17 protein-coding genes are annotated in these 22,235 nt (G+C 36.9%); 6 read left to right on the forward strand and 11 right to left on the reverse strand.

What is annotated here, in order from left to right; genetic code table 11:
• The 3 genes from F6K27_RS25680 to F6K27_RS25690 form a co-directional block, all read right to left on the reverse strand.
• Positions 1-337, reverse strand: a 337-nt coding sequence (locus tag F6K27_RS25680; RefSeq protein ID WP_287300928.1) for a hypothetical protein, incomplete at its 3' end; no start/stop codon positions are given.
• 530 nt (positions 338-867) lie between these two features.
• Positions 868-1,521, reverse strand: coding sequence for a response regulator (locus F6K27_RS25685; RefSeq protein WP_287274297.1), 654 nt, complete (start codon positions 1,519-1,521; stop codon positions 868-870).
• Positions 1,522-1,773: 252 nt separating this feature from the next.
• Positions 1,774-2,550 (reverse strand): peroxiredoxin-like family protein, encoded by a 777-nt coding sequence (locus F6K27_RS25690; protein WP_287274295.1) that lies wholly within the window; start codon positions 2,548-2,550, stop codon positions 1,774-1,776.
• 325 nt (positions 2,551-2,875) lie between these two features.
• On the opposite strand from F6K27_RS25690, the gene ftsH4 reads away from it, so the two are divergent.
• Positions 2,876-4,759: an ATP-dependent zinc metalloprotease FtsH4 gene (gene ftsH4, locus F6K27_RS25695; RefSeq protein WP_287274293.1), complete on the forward strand. Its 1,884-nt coding sequence runs from the start codon at positions 2,876-2,878 to the stop codon at positions 4,757-4,759.
• Between the two features lie 292 nt (positions 4,760-5,051).
• Here ftsH4 and F6K27_RS25700 read toward each other — a convergent pair whose 3' ends face one another.
• The gene (locus F6K27_RS25700; RefSeq protein WP_287274291.1) at positions 5,052-5,771 is read right to left on the reverse strand and encodes a Uma2 family endonuclease; all 720 of its coding nucleotides are present in this window, start codon (positions 5,769-5,771) and stop codon (positions 5,052-5,054) included.
• Positions 5,772-6,612: 841 nt separating this feature from the next.
• Between F6K27_RS25700 and ftsH the strand changes: the two genes are divergently transcribed.
• Positions 6,613-8,472, forward strand: a complete 1,860-nt coding sequence (gene ftsH / locus F6K27_RS25705; RefSeq protein WP_287274289.1) for an ATP-dependent zinc metalloprotease FtsH — start codon at positions 6,613-6,615, stop codon at positions 8,470-8,472.
• 81 nt (positions 8,473-8,553) lie between these two features.
• Here ftsH and F6K27_RS34035 read toward each other — a convergent pair whose 3' ends face one another.
• The 5 genes from F6K27_RS34035 to F6K27_RS25725 all read right to left on the reverse strand — a co-directional run bounded on the left by F6K27_RS34035 (position 8,554) and on the right by F6K27_RS25725 (position 11,659).
• The gene (locus F6K27_RS34035) at positions 8,554-8,745 is read right to left on the reverse strand and encodes a glycosyltransferase (RefSeq protein ID WP_353736072.1); all 192 of its coding nucleotides are present in this window, start codon (positions 8,743-8,745) and stop codon (positions 8,554-8,556) included.
• Positions 8,746-8,840: 95 nt separating this feature from the next.
• Positions 8,841-9,119 carry a hypothetical protein gene (locus F6K27_RS25710; protein WP_287274288.1) on the reverse strand — a complete coding sequence of 93 codons (279 nt, stop codon included), beginning with the start codon at positions 9,117-9,119 and terminating at the stop codon, positions 8,841-8,843.
• 36 nt (positions 9,120-9,155) lie between these two features.
• Positions 9,156-9,599, reverse strand: coding sequence for a hypothetical protein (locus F6K27_RS25715; RefSeq protein WP_287274286.1), 444 nt, complete (start codon positions 9,597-9,599; stop codon positions 9,156-9,158).
• Positions 9,600-9,626: 27 nt separating this feature from the next.
• On the reverse strand, positions 9,627-9,818 hold the full coding sequence (locus F6K27_RS25720; protein ID WP_124144173.1) for a hypothetical protein: 192 nt from the start codon (positions 9,816-9,818) through the stop codon (positions 9,627-9,629).
• A 47-nt stretch (positions 9,819-9,865) separates the two neighbouring features.
• Entirely contained in the window at positions 9,866-11,659 is a 1,794-nt protein-coding gene (locus F6K27_RS25725; RefSeq protein ID WP_375339648.1) for an ABC transporter ATP-binding protein, read from the reverse strand.
• Between the two features lie 100 nt (positions 11,660-11,759).
• Between F6K27_RS25725 and F6K27_RS25730 the strand changes: the two genes are divergently transcribed.
• The 3 genes from F6K27_RS25730 (at position 11,760) to F6K27_RS25740 (ending at position 17,271) form a co-directional block, all read left to right on the forward strand.
• The gene (locus F6K27_RS25730; RefSeq protein WP_287274285.1) at positions 11,760-12,500 is read left to right on the forward strand and encodes a hypothetical protein; all 741 of its coding nucleotides are present in this window, start codon (positions 11,760-11,762) and stop codon (positions 12,498-12,500) included.
• A 1,346-nt stretch (positions 12,501-13,846) separates the two neighbouring features.
• Positions 13,847-15,202, forward strand: coding sequence for a methylglyoxal synthase (locus F6K27_RS25735; RefSeq protein WP_124144024.1), 1,356 nt, complete (start codon positions 13,847-13,849; stop codon positions 15,200-15,202).
• Between the two features lie 647 nt (positions 15,203-15,849).
• Complete coding sequence (locus F6K27_RS25740) at positions 15,850-17,271, forward strand: NAD(P)/FAD-dependent oxidoreductase (RefSeq protein WP_287274284.1); 1,422 nt, start codon at positions 15,850-15,852, stop codon at positions 17,269-17,271.
• Between the two features lie 392 nt (positions 17,272-17,663).
• On the opposite strand, the gene F6K27_RS25745 is transcribed toward F6K27_RS25740, so the two are convergent.
• Together F6K27_RS25745 and F6K27_RS25750 are read right to left on the reverse strand one after the other, a co-directional pair.
• On the reverse strand, positions 17,664-19,298 hold the full coding sequence (locus F6K27_RS25745; protein WP_287274282.1) for an aminotransferase class I/II-fold pyridoxal phosphate-dependent enzyme: 1,635 nt from the start codon (positions 19,296-19,298) through the stop codon (positions 17,664-17,666).
• 616 nt (positions 19,299-19,914) lie between these two features.
• Positions 19,915-21,759 carry a fatty acyl-AMP ligase gene (locus F6K27_RS25750; protein WP_287274280.1) on the reverse strand — a complete coding sequence of 615 codons (1,845 nt, stop codon included), beginning with the start codon at positions 21,757-21,759 and terminating at the stop codon, positions 19,915-19,917.
• A gap of 175 nt (positions 21,760-21,934) precedes the next feature.
• On the opposite strand from F6K27_RS25750, the gene F6K27_RS25755 reads away from it, so the two are divergent.
• The coding region (locus F6K27_RS25755; protein ID WP_287300929.1) for an SDR family NAD(P)-dependent oxidoreductase at positions 21,935-22,235 on the forward strand (301 nt) is incomplete at its 3' end.

Below are 22,235 nucleotides of genomic sequence, written 5' to 3' on the forward strand. Positions count from 1 at the left end.
TTGAGGATATCGGTGGTAAATTATCTACAAGACTAATTTTGGATGAGCTAAACGCCATCAGAGAGTAAAACCAACAAGGCATCACAACAAACATTACACCCTGAAGTATACCCAAATTTATTACTTGTTGCAAGCTCTCGGGTTTTCTATAAAGACGTATCAGTAATATTAAAGATGTAATTGCGAATAGAGGAGGATTAATTAGATGAAGCGGGTAGATATTGGGTTGCAATCTATGGACAATAGTGGCAATAGTGGCACTCACAAATGTTAAAATCAAAACAGCTAGAATCACTCGACGCTTTAGTTTACTTTGGGGATATAAAATAGTAGACATAATAGAGTTGTTGGGAAATAACTGAGGTTGGGAAAAACGAAAATGAAAACAGATATATTTTGTTAGTAATTTAATTATTTATGCTGCTATCAGGTATAAGTTCCACGGGTCCGGTTGCTGTTAACATTCATTTGTCATCATTTGTAATCTCAATCTTGTTTCATTACAAACAATCCTAACTAAGGTTTATTTGCAGTAACAAAAATGGTATTTAATTTCAAGTCGAATGTTAAATAAAACTATCTCTGGAAATTTTCTATAACCAATGTGCATTTCTAATCACTTCAAAACAAAAATCCAATTTTTCTGGCAAATTATTCACAAAAGAGGTAGTCCTGCATGGTAATGGTGAAGATATATCTTTTTAATTTTTCCCCATCTCCCCATCTCCCCACACTCTCTCTACTATTAGACATCTCCAAAAATCAAAAATCAAATCAATTCTCACACTAGATATATCAATTCTTTCTCCCTACTGCCTACTGCCTACTCCCTCTTTTCTGGAGATGTCTATTGGAGATGTCTAATAATCAATCTAGTAAACCTTTTTCCCGCGCACGGATTTGTGTTAAAGCTCGAATGTTTTTTCCAGGTTCAGGATAAATTCCCAATACATCCTGAATTTTTGACCAGTAGTGACGAATCATACGTTCTGACTTATACATTGATTGAGCAATAGCTTTATCTTGCAAACCTTCTTCAAAAGCAAGTCGCAACACTTCCAACCACTCGGGTTTGACTTCCAAATCAGTTTGTAAATCCTTAGTATGAGTAAGTCCTTGCATTGACCATTCCATCCGAGTTAAAAAAGTTTCTACAGTTTCACTTTTATCAGCAATTGTAAATCCTCCTTGATGGGCATCAATTTCAGGTATGAGGCGAACTAATGCTTTGATGCTACTACTTTGTACCATTAAGTTAAGTTGCGGATAATCTTGCATTAATTGCTTGAGTAACCCCAATCCATGCTCTATTTGGGCGGTTGTTCCTGATTCCTGCGGAATAGACAAATCGGCGATCGCTAAATCAGGAGAATTCTCGGCAACTTGTGTAAGAGCTTCTTGCGCGGTTTGAGCTGAGAATATTTGGGCATCCCCAAAGCGATCGCTTACCAAACTAATGGTTCCATTTAACAGTAAGTGATGGTCATCAATAATGAGAATTTTTGGTTGTTGAATATTCATTTTGAGTAAAATCAATTACACCGTTTATTGTAGCCCATCATAGCCTACACCAGCTTGTTTAGCCATAATGAGAGTTGTTATATCATGTCCGGTTGAACAGTGATAAATAAATAACTACGGAGGAGTCAGGAGTCAGTCCTCAGGAGTCAGGAGGGAAGAAAGAAGAAGGAAGAGGAAGAATAGGAGAAGAAGAAAGTTTTTTTATAACTAATTATCCGGACATGATATTACCTGTTGCCTATTCCCTATTTCCTATTCCCTATTCTCTGCTATAAAAGATAAAGGATTACTTTTATTAAAAGCAAAATCCAGAATGCCGCGATCGCAATGTTTATACAGCAAATTCTCCTGACTATCAAACAGAAAAGTTGCGCCTCTTTGAGTCAAATAAGCAGAATTAGGTACATAAGTTGACCAATTACTGAGAACTTCCGTCATATTTCTTAGTCTCAGTGTCGCTAGTTCAAAAGGACGTTGAAAACCTGTTCCACCCGCCATCTTAAAAAACGAACCCTTTAGGGGTGGTAAAGGTTTAGCATGGATGACTTCATCATCACCAATCAATTGAGGTGCTTTTTTATCCCCTAGATAACCTCTAAACACCTCCCCTAAAGTACCAGGACTACCAATACCTGCACACATCAACATTAAATTGACCCAAGCACTTTGACCTGTAGTTAATAAAGGGAATTTAAAAGTTAATCCCTGGTATAGTTCTAATTCCTGATGCAATTGAGCATCTGGGTCAACAAACAGACATTCTGTAGGAAACCCAGTATATTCACAAAATTTCAAACCAGAAGCGCGATCGCCAATCCCAATTGCCCGTATTGTCACTCCTTGAGCTTGCAACAAAGCCGATTCTCGTTGTAACCACCAAGCATATTCTAGGTTATCAAAATCACCCAATTGTGACCAAATTAAAACTAAAAGACGATTAACATTTTCGCAACCACTGAGGATAGGTGAAATTTCGCCATCACTAATTCTGAGACGTTGACTTTGCTTTAGGGTCAGGTAGATATTCATAAGACAAATAATAAAAAATCAAATCAATTATCGCACATAAATTATCAATTATAGCGCTGTGCGCAGGCAACAGGCAATAGGCAACAGGCAACAGGCAACAGGGGGAATAAAAAATCGTTTGCGCAGCATCTCCATTGGAATAATATAAGACTTTTAGCTATTGGACAGTTCTTGTAATTTGTACATAAGCCAGCGCACATTGCTATATTTTCCCCTATTCTTCTTTAGACGTTGCATGCAACGTCCCTACTCCCCCTTTTGCTCAAAAATAATATAAAATAAATATACAGACTAATATATTGCTTACCAAAAAAAGATAATAACCATGAGTATCAAAGATAATGCACAAGGACCTCGCAATATTAGAATTGGCAATATCTTATTATTGCTGGCAGGTATATTCCTCTTGATCAACCTAGTATTTCCTAATTTATTCGGTCCTCAAATTCCTCGCGTTCCTTACAGCTTATTTATTGACCAAGTAGAAGACGGCAAGGTAGCAAGAGCTTCTGTAGGTCAAGACCAAATTCGTTACCAACTCAAAGAGACAGCAGAACAACCAGAACAGGTATTTTCAACTACCCCAATATTCGACTTAGAATTACCAAAACGTCTGGAACAAAAAGGAGTAGAATTTGCTGCTCCGCCTCCTTCTAATAATTTTTTTGGTAATATCTTGAGTTGGGTAATTCCTCCGCTAATTTTTGTCGCTATCTGGCAATTTTTTATTGGTCGTCGTGCAGGTGGTATGGGCGGTCCCCAAGGGGCACTTTCGATTACAAAAAGTAAGGCAAAAGTTTACGTCGAAGGCGAGTCTACTAAAGTAACTTTTAACAATGTGGCAGGAGTTGAAGAAGCAAAAACAGAATTAGAAGAAGTTGTGGAATTTCTTAAGTCTCCCGAACGTTTTACTAATATCGGCGCACGCATTCCCAAAGGTGTATTATTAGTTGGACCTCCAGGAACTGGTAAAACTCTATTAGCAAAAGCAGTTGCAGGAGAAGCAGGAGTAGCATTTTTTAGCATCTCCGGTTCCGAATTTGTAGAATTATTTGTGGGTGCAGGTGCAGCGCGGGTACGAGACTTATTTGAACAAGCAAAGCAAAAAGCACCTTGTATTATTTTTATTGACGAACTTGATGCTATTGGAAAATCTCGTGCCAGTGGCGGTTTTTATGGTGGTAACGACGAACGGGAACAAACTCTCAACCAGTTATTAACTGAAATGGATGGCTTTGCTGCTGCCGAGTCAACAGTTATTGTTTTAGCTGCTACTAACCGCCCCGAAACCTTAGACCCTGCTTTATTGCGACCAGGAAGATTTGACCGTCAGGTTTTGGTAGACCGTCCAGATTTACCCGGTCGTCTGAAAATATTAGAAATTTATGCTGCCAAAGTTAAGTTAGCAGATAATATCGATTTAAAGGCGATCGCTACTCGTACTCCTGGTTTTGTCGGTGCGGACTTAGCTAACCTGGTTAATGAAGCAGCATTATTAGCAGCGCGTAACAGAAGAGAAAAGGTTTCTCAGGAAGATTTTGCTGAAGCGATCGAACGCATTGTGGCAGGTTTGGAAAAGAAAAGTCGTCTTCTCAGTGATAAAGAGAAAAAGATTGTTGCTTACCATGAAGTGGGTCACGCTTTAGTTGGTGCATTGATGCCTGGTAGTGGCAGGGTAGAGAAAATTTCTATTGTTCCTCGGGGAATGGCAGCTTTGGGTTATACTTTGCAACTACCTACTGAGGATAAATTTTTAAGAGATGAGGCGGAACTTCGCGGACAAATTGCAATTTTATTGGGGGGTCGTTCGGCGGAAGAAATTGTCTTTGGTAGTATTACTACTGGTGCTGCGAATGATTTGCAGCGGGCGACTGATCTAGCAGAACAAATGGTGACAACTTACGGTATGAGTAAAATCTTGGGTCCTTTAGCTTATGAGAAGAGTCAACAGAATAATTTTCTCGGTCAAGGTGGAATGAACCCGCGTCGCATGGTGAGTGATGAGACTGCTAAAGCTATTGATGATGAGGTGAAAGAAATTGTGGAAACTGCACATCAACAAGCGTTAGATATTCTTAATCATAATCGAGATTTGTTGGAAACAATTTCTCAACAGCTTTTGGATGTAGAGGTAATTGAGGGAGGAAAATTACAAGAGTTATTGCAGCAAGTTCAAGCTGCAGAAGTAGGGGAGTGCTTACAAGGGTAAGTTTTTAAGATATGACACGGAGAAGCGGTGACATGGGGACGCGGAGATTGGATAATTGAGTAATTAATTCAATCTACTCGCTCTATTCATTAAAGGGTAGTCCCGCATAGTCATGGTGTACAAGAAACAAGGGATGCTTGGCACGGGAGCAAGATGCTCCCACTGCCGTCTGTGGAATGGGTATCTTGCCCGTTCCGCCACTCATGAAAGAGAACTCCTGCGTCCTCTCTCCGCGTCTCCGCGTCTCCGCATCTCCCCCTGTCCGTGTCCTCAAGAACCCGCATCCTCTCACTCAAAATAGCTCATCTGGGTCAATTCCTCTTTCTCTTAGTATTGCTGCCAGTCTATCAGCACGTTGTTTTTCCTGTTCAGCTCGTTGCTTTTCCTGTTCAGCACGTTGATATTCCTGCTCTCTAAGTCGCTCTAATTCTAGAGATGTTAGGAATTTACGTCCATCAGGTCGATATATTTCTAAAGTACTTTCTGTGATTTGAAAACGAATATTCAGACGGGGACTGACCCAACCATCAATTTTTTCTATTGTTTCTAAGCGATCGCCTCGAGGAGAAGCAGGATCGTCCACTCTAATTAAACCTGTAAAATCTATTTTATCGGGGTCATAAATATAATATTCTTCAACTCCATACTGTTGATAAAATAGTAATTTTTTATTCATTTCTTTGAGACGGTTGCCTGGTGATAATATTTCAAATACAACCTGGGGAGTAATATTTTCTTCCTGCCATTGTTTATAAGAACCTCTATCTCCTTTTGGTCTACCAAATACAACCATAATATCAGGAGCAGTCCGAATTTTATTATTTCCTACCACTGGATACCAGAGGAAATCTCCAGCAACAAAAACATCAGCAACCTCAGCAAATAAAATTTCTAAATTTTCTTTTATAGTTACAATCCAGCGAAATTGTTTTGTATTATCTGCCATCGGTTGACCATCACTTTCTGGATAAATAATTTCTGGTTTAGTATTAGTTGTTAGTTCTTGTACCATACTTTTTTATTACGAGTTTTTGGGTGGGAAAATCTTAGACCAAGTTTGGTTGGCAAAAAATATTTTTAATTGTTCTCTGTTCTCTTAATTAATTAGCAAAAACTCCATATTTTATATTACAGTAAATTTCAGGATAGTAAGGTAAAGTTTAAGACTAATCTATAATTTTTATTCATTCCCTATTCCCTATTCCCTATTCCCTACTCCCTAAAATCAATAAATTTTGTATCTTATCAGCTAGAAAACTGCTGTCTAATACCATTTTTAAAAAAAATGTTACGAATAATTTGGCTGATTAAAAGATTTTATAGGAGATGTCCCTTGAACTAATATAATGTTCGGTTGAATACTTATAAATAACTGCTGTGAGGAGTCAGGAGTCAGGAGGAAAGAAAAGAGGAAAAGAGGAAATATTGGAGGAAAGTAAAGATAATTTCAGTATTTCTTTGGTACTGTTAGTCCTTAAATTTTATTTATCAAAATAATATGGGTCTAAAACCCCCCTTTTAAGGCGAAATATTTTTGGAGAATTGCTCAAATCCCCGTTACAAAAAGAACTTCTGTACGTCGCCAATCCGGCGACTCCCCTATCTGACTTCTGACTTCTGACTTCGTTAAAACTGACCCGTCCGAGCATGATATAAAAAGATAATTTCTGACCTAAAAAATAATATTGAAGCCATTCATTCTGACTCCTGACTACTGACTCCTGACTCCTAAGAAGTAACCTAGTTATTTATAACAAATATTTATCAAACTGCTATAATAAACTATTAGTCTCAAATAAACGTTCAATTTTTGACGATTTGAATCTACAGTTCACAATTATATCCAAATAAATATGAGTCTGAAAAAGAAACCAAAAAATCCTAATAAGCGTCAGATAGGCAGTGCATTATTAATTTTGGCAGGTCTATTATTAACAGCATATTTATTAATGCCACGTCGTAAACCTCCTCGTGTTCCTTACAGTGTCTTTATTCAACAGGTAGAAAACGGACAGGTAGTGGGAGTTCAAGTAGATGAAGAAAAAATTTTATATCGTCTCAAAGGAGAAGAAGGTAAACCCGGACCTTTACTTACTACTACTCCAATAAATGACTCCCAACTACTTCAGCGTTTAGAAGATAATAAAGTTTTATTTCAAGCTGCACCACCTCAAAGTCGCTGGGTTGCTATTCTGTTAAACTGGGTAATTCCGCCTATAATATTAGTATTAGCATTTCAGTTTTTTATGAATCGCGGTTCTCAAGGTGCTCTGTCAATGAGTAAGAATAAAGCGAAGGTTTATGTCGAAGGAGAATCAGATAAAATTACCTTTGCTGATATTGCTGGAGTGGAAGAAGCAAAGACAGAATTAACAGAAATTGTAGACTTCTTAAAATCACCTCAAAAGTTCACTGAAATTGGAGCTAGAATTCCTAAAGGTTTATTATTAGTCGGACCTCCTGGAACAGGTAAAACTTTATTAGCAAAAGCAGTGGCAGGAGAAGCAGGAGTAGCTTTTTTTAGTATATCTGGTTCGGAATTTGTAGAGTTATTTGTTGGTACTGGTGCTGCTAGAGTTCGTGACTTATTTAAAGAGGCAAAAAAGAAGGCTCCTTGTATTATTTTTATTGATGAAATAGATGCAATTGGTAAGTCAAGAACCAGTGGAAATTTCCACAGTGGCGGTAATGATGAACGAGAACAAACTCTCAATCAATTGTTAACAGAAATGGATGGTTTTGGTGCTGGAGATTTAACAGTTATTATCTTAGCTGCTACTAACCGCCCAGAAGCTTTAGATGCTGCTTTATTACGTCCGGGAAGATTTGATAGACAAGTATTAGTAGACCGCCCTGACTTATCTGGTCGTGAAGCAATTTTAAATATTTATGGCAAAAAAGTTAAATTAGGAGAAGATGTAGATTTACATAAAATAGCAGTGAGAACTTCTGGTTTTGGCGGTGCAGATTTAGCTAATCTTGTTAATGAAGCTGCTTTATTAGCTGCTAGAAATCAAAGGCAAACTGTGGCACAAAAAGACTTTGCTGAAGCTATTGAAAGAGTAATTGCTGGTTTAGAAAAAAGAAGTAGAGTTTTGAGCGATCGCGAAAAGAAAATAGTGGCTTATCACGAAGTTGGTCATGCTTTAGTTGGGGCGATAATGCCTGGTAGTGGTAAGGTGGAAAAAATATCTATTGTACCAAGAGGAATGGCAGCATTAGGTTATACTTTGCAACTTCCTACTGAGGATAGATTTTTAAGAAATGAACAAGAAATTAGAGGGCAAATTGCTACTTTTTTAGGAGGACGTGCAGCGGAGGAAATTATATTTGGAAATATTACTACTGGAGCTTCTGGAGATTTACAAAAAGCTACTGATTTTGCCGAACAAATGGTAACAACTTATGGCATGAGTAAAGTATTAGGACCTTTAGCTTATGAACGGAGTGGCAAAGGAGGGTTTTTGGCGAATGGCGGGATTAATTCCCGTCGTTTATTGAGTGAAAAAACTGCTGAAGCTATTGATAATGAAGTGAAGGAAATTGTAGAGAAAGCTCATCAACAAGCTTTAGATATTTTGAACCATAATCGAGATTTGTTGGAAAAGATTTCTCAGCAAATTTTAGCACAAGAAGTGATAGAAGGTGAGGAGTTATATAAGTTATTAGACCAGGCGCGATCGCCTTGGGAAAAGCAGCTTCATTTGAGCTAAGTAAAATTCTTAATGACAGGAATATTAAAGAGGAGATAGAAGCTTGATTTTTGATAAATTGGGCTTTTATACTCATGTTATTTAGTTTCGCAAAACTACCAGAAGGAAAAAATAATAAACTATTTCAGAAACAGTTAATTTATTTTTTTTCCAGAAATCATCATAGTCTAAAAAAGTAATTAATTCGCCATTAGCAGCATCTATTCCTGCGTTGTAAGAAGCACCGCTACCTTTACCTAAAATATATTTGATATCTTTATAAGATTGAGCAATAGATGTCGATCACTCGACCGATAGTCAGCTATAATTAACTCATAGTTAGAGTAAGTTTGTTATTTTACACTATCAACTTTTGATAAACTAATCCATCAGCCAGATTCACGCTTTCCACTAATGCCTTTTAAACTACTGCCCTCAACATGAGTTTGTAGAAGCATACGCATTTGTTCTGGTTGAATTTTTCTACGATAGTACAGGGTGTCAAAAGTATTGGTGTTTGCGCAGCATTCCACAGGAAAAGTTTCTCGGCATTCAGAACAATAATATCGTGGACTTCCAATAGTTGTCTTTCCATGATACCCGAGTTTGATGATGGCCACACACAGGACATTCCATGATGATTGAAAGTATTTAGGAACAATAATCATTTTATCATTCCTACACTTTCTTGATGCACTACCAAATTATTTTATCAAATTGGTATTAATATATTCACTCATTTCTGTTTCTAATAATTTCAACAAAGTATCAACATCCTGACCCAGTTGTTCAAAACAGTCTGGTGGGGATATTTCTGGTTGAAAATAAACTAATTTAATTTGGCCATCACCAATAGCAATCATTAATACTTCTAATTCTGGTTTATAACCATCTATCAAACCCAAGATTTCCTGAATTTTACCATCAACATTGCGATTTAATCTTTCTATAGCTGCTTTTGAACAATATACGAATTTTGGTGTTTCTTTTAAATCAATTCCAATTGTCTCATCAGTTTCTCCCTTTTCCAAATGTAGACCCCATGCTAAAGCAGCTAATTCTTTTTGATTAGTTCTGACAAATTTATTTAATTGATGTTGCCAATTATTTTTACTATCGTTAGGTGGGTTGTCATTGAATATTGTCATAGTTTAAATGTGAAGTTAAAAATTTTTTTAAGGTAAATATACAGCATATTCGGTGGTATATGAAGTACAGAGATTAACAATTAAATGAATGCAAGTGCGGGCAAGATGCCCGCGGCGGGTGTACCTCATGCTTAGTACCTCTTGTTCAAAAGCTTCAGGAGTTTGACCTATTGCATCAGGAAAATTATCGGGATATTCAATTATCAATTGTGACACCATAGTTTTAATCAACTCCTATATTCAACTCCTATATTTTCATCCAATATTCATTTAATTGTTGAACTTAAACCAGATTGTACTCGCCATAAACTAGCATAAATTCCCGCACTTTCTAATAATTCTTCATGGAGACCAAACTCAACTATTTTGCCATATTCCATAACATAAATACAATCGGCATTTCTAATAGTAGAAAGACGATGAGCAATAGCAATAGTTGTACGATTTTGAGTGATTTTTTCTAGAGATTTTTGAATAGCTGCTTCAGTTTCGTTATCCACTGCTGAAGTTGCCTCATCAAGTATCAAAATAGGAGGATTTTTCAACACAGCTCTAGCAATGGCAATTCGCTGTCTTTGACCTCCCGATAATTTCTGCCCTCTTTCCCCAACAATAGTATCGTAACTCTTGGGTAATTTATTAATAAAATCATCCGCTTCAGCAATTTTAGCTGCTGCAATAATTTCTGGCAAAGTCGCATCAAAAGAACCATAATTAATATTTTCAGCCACAGTTCCATGAAATAGAAATACATCCTGACTTACTAATCCTATTGCCCGTCGTAAATCTTGTAAATTAATTTGATTTATTTCAATTCCATCAAGAGTTATTTCTCCTGACTGAACTTCATAAAACCTCAGTAATAATTTGACTATTGTACTTTTTCCCGAACCTGTTGAACCGACAATTCCAATAGTTTTTCCTGCTGGAATTTTCAGGGAAATATTTTGTACAACTGGAAAGTTTTCCTGATAGGCAAAAGTAACATTTTTTAACTCTAATTCTCCCTTAACTGACTCAATAGATAAAGGTTTATCTCCCGGATGAATATTAATCGGAGTATCCAACAAATTCATCACCCGATTCGTAGAAGCCATAGTTCTTTGATATAGATCGAGAGTTTGCCCTAAACGAGTTAAAGGCCATAATAATCTTTGAGTTAAAAATACCATAACACTATAAGTACCTACGGCTAATCTACCAGCAACTGCTTCTAATCCACCTAATAATAAAGTTGCCACAAAACCGATAAAAATTATAATTCTAATTAGAGGTACAAAAGCAGCAGAAAAAGTTATAGCCCTTCTATTACTAATTTTATAAGCTTCACTTTCTCTAGTAATTCTTCCTACTTCATAATTTTCTGCTGTAAAGCTTTTTATTGTGGTAATTCCTGATAGATTATTAGATAATTGCCCACTTAATAAACTTACAGTTTCTCGAACTTCGGCATAACGAGGAGCCAGAAATTTTTGAAACCAAATTGAACCCCAAATAATAAAAGGCATTGGTAAAACTGCCCACCAAGCAACACTAGGAGCTAAAACAAAAAAAGCACCACCAATAATTATGACTGTTACTGTTACTTGAATTATTTCATTTGCCCCTACATCCAAGAATCTTTCTAGCTGATTAATATCATCATTTAAAATTGCCATTAAATTTCCTGTACTGCGTTCTTCAAAATAGGCTAATTCTAAATCTTGTAAATGACTGTAAGTTTCAATGCGTAAATCATGCTGAATATTCTGAGCTAAACTGCGCCAAACTCGCTCATAAGCATATTGAAAAATTGATTCTAATCCCCAAACAATTAAACTCAGAAATGTTAAAATTACAAGTTGTCCAAAAATATCTTGAATTCCCCATTGAGCAATCAGAGAATCTTCTTGTTTCACAACAACATCAACTGCTGCCCCAATTAAAACTGGAGGTGCCAGGTCGAAAATTTTATTTAAAATCGAGCAGATAGTAGCTTGCCAAATTTGAGTACGATAACTACTTCCATAGTTAAGCAAACGTAAAAAAGGATGTTTTGATTTAAATGTTTTTTTTGACAAGATTAAATTCCTATAATTTTGTATAAATAAAAACTCGAATTATCCTAACATAGTTAATATTAAGTATAATGTCAATATTGCCAGTCTAAATGAATGAACTATGAACAATTTCAAAATAGATAAAAAATATCAAACTATTATCGCTGTTCCCTTAAGACAATCCTCAATTCTTAATTTATTCTTAATCGCAATCATAGCTGTTTTCAATACTAGCTGTAGTAATTGGGACTTGAAATTATATAATTCTAGGCAAACTATAGACAAACAAGCTCGTTTTTCCTTGAATAACCGTCCAGATTTTTTTGAAAAAGGACGACTACAGATAGAGCAGGAAATGAAACAGCTCGAAACACAAAAACCCCAATCTGTATTAACCATTGAATCTGGGCAGATAGAATGGCAAAAATTTATTTTTAAAGAAGGTGATTTTACCATCTGGATGCCTACAGGTGGAATGACGGCCGAGAAAGAAATTATTGAAACTGAGAATGGAAATATTAATTTTAAAGTATTTGCAAGTCATCCCGAATCAGCAAGATTTGTCGTTGCTTATTCTGACGTTTTAAATAGTAAACAATTGGCTGATAAGCAAGATATATTAGTAAGAGTACAACACAAAATTATTGATGTTACAGATTTTAAATTGAGTAGGAATGATTCCTACAACTCAGAAAGATTTTCAGTGCGAGAATTTGTACTAGCGAATAATGTAGAAACTATTACATTCAGAGTTTACTTAGCAGAACGAAGGTTGTATATGATTGGAGCCAGTGAAATAGAAACAGAAAACGAAATTCCAGGAGCAGTAGAAAAATTTTTAGATTCATTTAAACTAAATTAATAATACTAAAAAACATTCACAAATATCTTAAATCAAAGCATCAGATAATTAGTAAAAAAAATGCAAAACATCTTACAGTATCTTTCTGTAAGGATTATTATGGTATAATTCAAAATACTTATACCAAGTAAGCTTTATAAGAGAATACGGTTAAGTTAAGGATTTTTTTTTGCAAATCTGTGATGTGCAATAGCTTATTTTGATATTGGCTATAAGATGAATTTTTATCTTGTCTGAACTGTATTGATTGATCATAGATAATTATAATTTTTGCCTTCATCTCTACATCAAAAATCAATCTAAATCAGATTGATTATGGCCTAAAAATTATATAATTATTACTACTGTAAAATATTATGATACAGATAGCAAATTAGTCAGACAATATATACTAAAATCTATGACAATAAGCTGTTCATAATTTTAACTAATATCTGAATTTTTAGAAAAGGGAAAACTTAATATAGAAGATAAAATCTAAATATTTATTAGCTTATTAGATATCTCCAAAAATACCGATTTGGGAAAGGTAGTGTAAAGCTTTCATCAGCTTTTCTGGAGATGTCTATTGTTTTGAAATTTTCCTGCCTAATACCAAGCGTGATAAATATTTACTACAAATAACTAAGTAGAGCAAGCTAAAAAAAAGACGTTGCATTTTTAATCAAAAAAACCCTAAAGGCAATCAATAGACATCTCCAGAAAAGAGGGAATAGGGAATAGGTATGGAGGAGGAAAGAACTGATAATTTATGTACGATAATTGATTTGATTTTTGATTTTTGGAGATGTCTAATATAGCAATCCTATTTTATTCGTGTCAAAAATCTTACTGCTTTTTAGGGAACACTTAACTGGGAACACTTAACTGGTAAGAGTTTCAGTTTTTTTATTTACTTTTTGATTTGTCACGACCTATTTAGGATTGCTATATAAATTTTTGAGCTAATTTACAATTTGATACATAGCGCCCAAAATTTACCATGTTCTACTTAGGTTATTTCTTAGGAGGACTGAGGACCGAGTCAGGTAGGGGAGCCGTCGGATTGGCCACATACAGAATAAATAGCTTTGATACCATTCATTAGGTCGGAATTTATCTTTTTAGTCCAAGGGACATCTCCTGCACGTGTCTTTGATAGCAATGTACACTGGCATATTTACAAATTGCAGGAAGTGTCCAATAGCTAAAATCTTATATTATCAGCTTTTTATTTCCCCAAATGAGCTGTTCCCTATTGCCTGTTCCCTGCGCGCAGCGCTATAACTGCCCTGATTATTCGTAATATTCTTTTTCCACCCTTGGTATAACTCCTAACTTAGTATACTTATTCCAGAATAAAAACCATGACAAACACAATTGCTTTACTTGCTTATGACAGCAAAAAAGACAACTTAGTTGAATTTGTCAAAAAACATCAAGTTGTGCTATCTCGCTATAAATTAGTTGCGCCAGAAGACACTGCTCAATATCTTTTACAAGAAGCAGTTATAGAAATAAACTCTGTATTACCAATTTCCTTGGGAGGAGATGCTCAAATAGCAGCAGAAATAGCCACAGGAAATATTATTGCTGTTATCTGTTTAGTAGACTACCTATTTTCTCAATCTTATGAACCAGATCTCAAATTATTACTGCGTATTTGTCAGGTGCATAATGTTCCCATTGCGATTAATATTGCCACTGCCGAAATAATTATTAACAGTTTAATTCAGGCCACCGTTGCCCACCTCATATTCAACCCTGTATCTGGCCAGGGCAATGCTCAACAAGAATTATCATTAATTAAATCACTTCTCGAACCTCATCTACATTTACATATACACGAAACCACTATAGAGCAAACAGCAGAAGAATTGACAAAAGAAGCGATCGCTAAACAAGCAGATCTGATTATTGCTTCTGGCGGTGATGGCACTGTTTCTGCCGTTGCGGGAGAATTAGTAAATACAGGTATTCCTCTGGGTATAATTCCTAGAGGTACTGCCAATGCTTTTGGTATGGCTTTAGGAATTCCCAGCATTACACCAATTAGAAGTGCTTGCGATATTATCTTAGCAGGCAAAATTCGTACAATAGATGTTGGTCAGTGTAATGACCGTACCATGATTTTGTTAGCAGGAGTGGGGTATGAAGCAGAAACTATAGAGAGAGCAGATCGAGAAGCCAAAAATCGTTGGGGAGTGCTTGCCTACGTTATGGCAGGTTGGCAGCAACTAAACGAACAACAACTTTTTGATGTTGAAATAGAAATTGACGGTGTTACCAAAACCTTTGAAGCAGGAGCAATAACTATTGCTAATGCAGCTCCACCCACATCAGTTTTAGCTCAAGGTTTGGGAGAAGTAATTATGAATGATGGTTTATTAGAAGTAATGATTATTACCTCCAATAGTAGACTGCAAGCTGTTAATACCGTAGTTAGAATGTTCGGGTCAGCTATATTTAAAACTCCTGCTCAAGATCAAGATACTATTGGTTTGCGAACAAAGCAGGTAAAAGTTAGTACAGATCCACCGCAAAAAGTTGTCCTTGACGGTGAAATTATTGGCACTACACCAGTTGAGATTAAGTGTATTCCTGATGGTTTAATTGTGCTTGCTCCACCAACTAATGAAATTGAAGAAAAATCTGCCTGGAGTTTCTTATCTTTACCAACAAGAGTTAAAAATCAGGCTCTGCAAAATGATGGGATAATTTAATAGCAGAAGGAAGAAGGAAGAAGGAAGAAGGAAAAATTTTGTGGGTGTTGGTGAAGCGCGTGTATGATATTAATTTTCATTAGTTAGGAGTCAACCCACCCCTCGCCCCTCCCCCTCCCAGGAGGGGGAGGACCTCCTCAGTAAGGAAGAAATAAGGAATAGAAGGAGAAAATTTTTTGTTTGCTGGCGCACAACGCACGTTAAAGCGGAGCACGGAACGCAATTCTATCAAGCTATTGCTATTATCTGGACATGGTATCATACCTCAAATCACCAACTCCATTTTGTGTTGTCAGAGTCTTAAGCTTTTGATCTGTCCATGACCTTTGCTTCGACTGTTATTAATAACTAGGGAGGAGTCAGTAGTCAGGAGGGAAGAAAAGAGAAAAGTAGAGGTAATTTCAAAATTTCTTTGGTACTTTCAACAATTAATAATTAATTATTAATTATTACCTCTCCTTGAAAACGGATAGGATTAACTCAAAGGAAAATTTTTTCTTCTCTTGGTCGATGGTCGGCCAGCGAGGAGACCCGCTCTTGACAGAGCCGCTCCGAAGATCGCCATCCCTTGATCGCTTGTTTCTCCTTTAAAGGAGAGGATTTTTACCTTAATTATTCGGTAAATTCTTAAATTTTATACAAAAATAATGATCTACTCAGACAAAATCAATATTTCACAGCAACAACCTACAAAAGGTAACCATGCAATTGTAATTGGTGGTAGTATCGCAGGGTTATTAGCAGGGCGAGTATTAACAAACCATTTTCAACAAGTAACAATAGTAGAGCGTGATCGCTTTCCCGAACATCCCCAATTTCGGCCAGGAGTAGCTCAAAGCCATCACGTCCATGTACTATTATCCAAAGGTCAACAAATTTTAGAGCAACTGTTTCCTGGTTTAGTCAAAGATTTGGAAACTGCTGGTTCCCTAAAAATTGATTGGGCGGCAGAATTTCCCTGGTATAATTTATTTGGTTGGCAACCTCGGTTTCGTTCCGATATAAAAAGTTGTCTTTGTAGTCGGCATCTATTAGAGTGGTCAATACGCCGTCAATTAACTGCTGATTACAGCGTGCAATTTCTAGAAGGTACTCAGGTAAAAAATTTACTCAGCAACGTTAATAACTCCAAAGTGACAGGAGTACGAATAAAGTCAAATTCTCACGAACAAGATTTAACTGCTGACTTAGTTGTTGATGCTAGTGGGCGAAATTCTTCTCTACCTAAATGGTTAACTGCTTTAGGTTATCAAGCTCCTGAAGAAACAGTAATAAATTCTTTTTTGGGCTATAGTAGTCGATGGTATAAGTGCCCAGAGGGTTTTCAGACAGATTGGAAAGTATTAGCAGTAGCAACAAAGCCACCCAATGATCAACGTGCAGGGATAATTTATTCGGTGGAAAACAATTTTTGGGTGACTACTCTTTATGGTATCAACAAAGATTATCCTCCTACTGATGAAGTTGGTTTCTTAGAATTTGCCCGTAGTTTGCGAAATCCCATTGTCTACGAATTTATTAAAGATGCTCAACCCATTTCCCCTGTCTATGGATACCGACGTACAGAAAACCGCCTCAGTCATTACGAGAAATTATCCAGACTACCAGATGGTATTGTTGCTATAGGCGATGCAGTATGTTGCTTTAATCCTGTTTATGGTCAAGGTATGACTGTAGCTGCTTTAGGAGCGATCGCTCTCGACCAGTGCTTGCAAAATCATCCTAGTCTCAATGGGTTCACTAAGGGTTTCCAGAAGCAACTTGCTCAAGTCAATACTACTCCCTGGTTAATGGCAACTGCGGAAGACTTACGTTGGCCAGGTACAGAAGGTGGCAAACCAGAATGGATGACAAGATTAATACAGCAATATTTAGACCAGGTATTGCTGCTTTCAGTAGAGCACCCGGAAGTTTATCAAAAATATATATTAGTCATGCAACTGACTCAATCTCCAAAAATTCTGTTTCAACCTGATATTATGGCAAAAATTTTGGGGCAGATAATCAAAAATAATCAACAATTTGAGTCAACAGATCGAGAGCAAAATATTCCTAAACTGCTTTGCTAAATCACTTTCAGATCAAATCCGGGGGAATTGGACATCAAAAAAATCTCGAATCGTCATAACGACGCTCATCTTTGTGATTCTCTCTCCTCCTGATATCAAATCCGGGGGAATTGGACATCAAAAAAATCTTCAATCGCCATAACTACGTTTATCTTTGTAATTCTTTCTCCTCCTGAGGAGGTCCTTCCCCTCCTGGGAGGGGGAGGGGCGAGGGGTGGGTTGACTCCTGACTCCTCCTAACTTAACCATTCTATGGCTGTTTAACCGGATTTGATATGACTCCTAAAGACTTAACCAACTTATGACTGTTTAACCGGATTTGATATCATTTGTCAATCCGAATAGCTAATAGCTAATTGTATTATTTATAATTAGCTATTAGCCATTACCTACTAAATATCCATCTTCCTCAGCTCTTCCGCAAGAGTATCTACAGTGAAGCGAATTTGCTCATCTGTATGATTACAAGTGATAAAAAAACGTAGTCTGGCTGCATTGTGTGGCACAGACGGATAAAACATAAACGGTACATTAATCCCTCGCTTAAATAAATTTTGGGATAATAGTACAGACTTAATAGACTCACCCACAATAATAGGTATAACTGGAGAATCTTTACTCATACCAGTATTCAGACCTCGTTCGCGAGCGCATTCCAAAAATAGTCGAGACCTTTCTTGCAATTGTCTCACCCTTTCAGGTTCCGCCTTCAACAAACGAATAGCGGCTAATACTGATGCTGCATCTGGTGGGGAAATACCTACACTATAGACAAATCCTGGAGAAGTATATTTAAGATATTCTACTAATGCTTTGCTACCAGCAATATAACCACCACAACTAGCAAAAGATTTACTTAAAGTACCCATCCATAGATCGATATCATTGGGGTCAACCCCAAAGTATTCACTAATACCCCGACCATGCTTACCAATAGTACCGATAGAATGAGCCTCATCTACCATCAGAAAAGCTTTGTAACGTTGTTTAATCTCAATAAATTTAGGTAAATCTGGAATATCACCATCTGTACTATATACACCTTCTATAGCAATAAGTATTCGTTTATAACGATGACGGCGATCGCTCAATAACCTATCCAAAGCTTGCCAGTCATTATGAGGAAAAGCAATAATAGTTGCTCCCGATAATAAACAACCTTGGAAAATACTATTATGGCTCAAAGAGTCATGGAGAATTAAATCATTTTGCCCAAACAAATGACTAATAGTAGTTACATTAGTCGCATGACCCCCGACATAAACAATACTATCCTCAACGCCAATAAAATCAGCAATTTCTCTTTCCAATTCCTGATGTAATGGCTTTTCTCCTGATAATAACCTACTGGCAGAAACAGAAGTACCATAGCGATCGATAGCTTCCTTCGCGGCATTAGATACTAGAGAGTCGCCACACATACCTAAATAATTGTAGGTGGCATAATTAACCAATTCCCTACCACCTATAACTGTGGTATTATTATTAATCCGTTCTTGAGGTATAAAAAACGGGTTACCAATACCTGTAGCATTAATTTCTGCCATTTGCTTTTGCAGTTGCAGATATTCTGGGTATAGGTCGAAGTTATAATACTCTAAAGGAATTTCTTCAGTTTCAATAGTTGGATTAGAAGTTGAGACCTCAGCCTCATCTTCTAATTTTTTGTGAATATTTGGCCCTGTATCCTGGGTGGTATCCTCCACTAAATATTCAGCTAAAGCTTCAATAGTAGGATAATCCAATAATAGAGTTGGAGGAAGTCGCCGACCGAGGAGATTTTCTAGTTCTCCAGAAAGATTGACCACTTCAATTGAGTTAAGACCATAATCAATAAAATCCCGCTCAATATCTATCTCATGGATATCAAGTTCTAGTCTTTCGGCCAATTGGGATACCAACCAGGACTTAATAGTTTCTATAGATGGAGATAATTGTGGGACTTGCAAGGCAGGGTCTGGATCGTTGTTTACTAAAGACAGATGTTGGCTGTCTTTCTCATTCGTAAGCTGGTTCAACAGTTTCATTGTTCACTCCTGCACCACGTTAAAATTGCTTGTCACTTAGTTTTGTCTTGTAGCTTATATGCAATAGCACATATTGGGGTCAAAAATCCCCCTGGAAAATCAGAAATTTGGCTTCTGATTTATTGGGAGCAACTTTTAACTTGTGACAATTACCTGAAATAGCTAACTATTTCAACTGATTGACCACCCCAAAAAAACACTGGGGAAGGCATGATGGTTATTGTGTCACGATCTTATACGAAGTAGGGATAACCAGCCATTAGAAGTTATAAGTCCAGTAGTTATAAGTCCAGTCCAGTAGACTGTTTGCTCTTAAATGGTGCATTAGGGAGTAGGGGAGTAGGTAGGGACGTTGCATGCAACGTCCCTACGGGAGAAAGATTGTTGTTGGGTTTATCCTGCGGATAAGCTGCGAAGATCGTCCCTCAACCCAACCTAAATCTATTGCACCAAATTAGATGAAACAGTCCACTACTGGACTTTTAGATTTAATCGGCAGAGCAATACATAAGGTGGCTATGCGTAAGTCCTATAGTTGTTGGGTTTATCCTATGGATAAGCTGGCGCTAACGGTTCCTCAACCCAACCTACCACTCTGACTTCAATAAAACCTTATTTATTCAAATATTTGTAGAGTTCCGGCTAAAAAGCCTTCGCGACAAGCATAACGCTGAACTTTTCCACTAGAAGTTTTGGGAATAGCTCCCGGTTTAAGCAACAGGATCTGATAAATCTGTAAATCGTGATTTCTTGACACAGACCGTTGGATAGATTTAACTAAGTCCTGAGAGTTATCAACATTTTCCGTATCAGACTTACCATTACGCTGACTAAAAAAATCAAGCTTTACCAAGCCAACAGATTCATTAGTGGAGTTATACTTTTGACTTTTGACTTTTGACTTTTGACTTCCATGAAGCAGTTGGCGAAAGTTACGTTCCACCTCCGCCACTACTACTAAATGTTCTTCTCCAGCAACCTCTACTGAAAACCCGGCCACACAACCTGGTCTAATCATGGGATGACTTTGCTCGACTGTCCATTCAATGTCTTGGGGATAGTGATTCCGACCATTAATAATAATCACATCCTTCAGACGACCTGTGACAAATAACTCATTCCCCTCTAAAAATCCTAAATCTCCAGTTCTCATAAATGCTCTTGGTGTTAGAGCATCTGTGATAAAAGCTTCAAAAGTTTGCTTTGTTTCTTCTGGTTTGCGCCAATAACCCTCAGCAATGCTTGGCCCTGATACCCAAATTTCTCCAACTTCACCCTCAGCACAGAGAGTTAATTTTTCTGGATGGACAATTTTAATCTGTTGGTCTGGCAAAGTTTGACCACAACCTACTAATGTTTTTGTTCCTTCTGTTTCAGAAACTAAGACGATCTGGTTTTGTTCTAATGCGTTAGTCGCAATAGTAGTTTGAATTGGTGGGGCAAGTTTATCGCCTCCAGAAATTATCAGAGTAGCTTCTGCCATCCCATAACAAGGATAAAAAGCTTCTCGACGGAAACCACAAACTTCAAAAGTTCTGGTAAATCTTTCTAAAACGTCGGCACTAATAGGTTCAGCACCATTAAATGCTACTTCCCAACTACTTAAATCCAAATTTTGAATCTGTTCGGCCTTAATTTTACGGACACATAAATCGTAAGCAAAGTTAGGTCCACCACTGGTAGTCCCTTGATGTTGAGAAATAGCTTGTAGCCAGCGTACTGGACTTTGCAGAAACATTAACGGAGACATTAAAATTACTGGAAATGCTCCATATAAAGGTTGTATTATTCCACCAATTAAACCCATATCGTGATAAGGAGGTAGCCAGATTACTCCTTTGCTTTCTACAGAATGTCCAAAACATTGATGAATCAGACTAGAGTTATGCAAAAGGTTATTGTGAGTAATCATTACTCCTTTTGGTGTGGCTGTGGAACCGGATGTATATTGGAGGAAGGCAAGGGTATTTTCGTTGATATGAGGTTCGAGCCATTTTTCTGCAACATTGTCTGGAATATGGTCAGTGGCCAACCAACCTAAACTATTCAATTCTGGGGTTTCTGAGGCGCGACGTTCTAGAGTGGAGATGATAGATTTAGTTGTTAGAGCAACTTTGGCCTCTGTATCCCTAATAATTGTTTGAATGCGGGCCAGGGAGCGATTTGGTCTAGGGGGATAGGCGGGAACTGCAATAATTCCAGCATAAAGACATCCAAAAAAGGCGCTAATATATTCTAGTCCCGGTTGATAGATGAGTAAAGCACGTTCTCCTGGTGGACATACTGATTGGAGATAGGCAGCGATCGCCCGTGAATGTTGTTCTAGTTGTTGATAGGTGAAGCTAATTGTGTCTGTTTCTCCATCTACTAAAAAGGTATAAGCTATTTGTTTGGGATTTTCGATAGCTCTGTTTTGTAATAAATCTACTAATGTTTTAATTTTTTTATCTATAATATTCATTTGATTTTTGATAGAAAAAGCTAACAATAATTAAGAAAGACACGAGAGCAATTTTAACGCAGATTTAGGGGGGAATAAGTAGCCAAGTTTATTAGATTTTTTTTGGTAATAAAACTACTATAATAAATACTAAGATTAGTTTAAACATAATCATGTTTTGAAAGGAATAAAAGCAATGAATATGATTAAAGAATTTGAAGGAAAAGTTACTCTAATTACAGGAGGTAGTTCAGGTATTGGTAGAGTTACTGCCCTAGCTTTTGCCAAAAAAGGAGCAAAGGTAGCGATCGGCAGTCGTAGGGAAAAAGAAAGTCAAGAAACAATAGCAATGATTGAAGAAATAGGTGGCGAAGCTATCTTTGTCAAAACAGATATTACTCAAGCTACTGAAGTTGAAAACTTAGTTAATCAAACAATTAATACTTATAATCGTTTAGATTATGCCTTCAATAATGCAGGTACAGAAGGCATATTAG

The sequence above is a fragment of the Okeania sp. SIO2F5 genome, from assembly GCF_010692685.1.
GTDB lineage: Bacteria > Cyanobacteriota > Cyanobacteriia > Cyanobacteriales > Microcoleaceae > Okeania > Okeania hirsuta.

Excerpts from the sequence above, each read along its gene's own strand:
- ftsH (WP_287274289.1), top strand. The coding sequence starts at position 6,613 with ATGAGTCTGAAAAAGAAACCAAAAAATCCTAATAAGCGTCAGATAGGC.
- F6K27_RS25685 (WP_287274297.1), bottom strand. The coding sequence starts at position 1,521 with ATGAATATTCAACAACCAAAAATTCTCATTATTGATGACCATCACTTA.
- F6K27_RS25750 (WP_287274280.1), bottom strand. The coding sequence starts at position 21,759 with ATGAATATTATAGATAAAAAAATTAAAACATTAGTAGATTTATTACAA.
- F6K27_RS25745 (WP_287274282.1), bottom strand. The coding sequence starts at position 19,298 with ATGAAACTGTTGAACCAGCTTACGAATGAGAAAGACAGCCAACATCTG.
- F6K27_RS25690 (WP_287274295.1), bottom strand. The coding sequence starts at position 2,550 with ATGAATATCTACCTGACCCTAAAGCAAAGTCAACGTCTCAGAATTAGT.
- F6K27_RS25700 (WP_287274291.1), bottom strand. The coding sequence starts at position 5,771 with ATGGTACAAGAACTAACAACTAATACTAAACCAGAAATTATTTATCCA.
- F6K27_RS25735 (WP_124144024.1), top strand. The coding sequence starts at position 13,847 with ATGACAAACACAATTGCTTTACTTGCTTATGACAGCAAAAAAGACAAC.
- F6K27_RS25720 (WP_124144173.1), bottom strand. The coding sequence starts at position 9,818 with ATGGTGTCACAATTGATAATTGAATATCCCGATAATTTTCCTGATGCA.
- F6K27_RS25740 (WP_287274284.1), top strand. The coding sequence starts at position 15,850 with ATGATCTACTCAGACAAAATCAATATTTCACAGCAACAACCTACAAAA.
- F6K27_RS25710 (WP_287274288.1), bottom strand. The coding sequence starts at position 9,119 with ATGATTATTGTTCCTAAATACTTTCAATCATCATGGAATGTCCTGTGT.
- F6K27_RS25715 (WP_287274286.1), bottom strand. The coding sequence starts at position 9,599 with ATGACAATATTCAATGACAACCCACCTAACGATAGTAAAAATAATTGG.
- ftsH4 (WP_287274293.1), top strand. The coding sequence starts at position 2,876 with ATGAGTATCAAAGATAATGCACAAGGACCTCGCAATATTAGAATTGGC.
- F6K27_RS25730 (WP_287274285.1), top strand. The coding sequence starts at position 11,760 with ATGAACAATTTCAAAATAGATAAAAAATATCAAACTATTATCGCTGTT.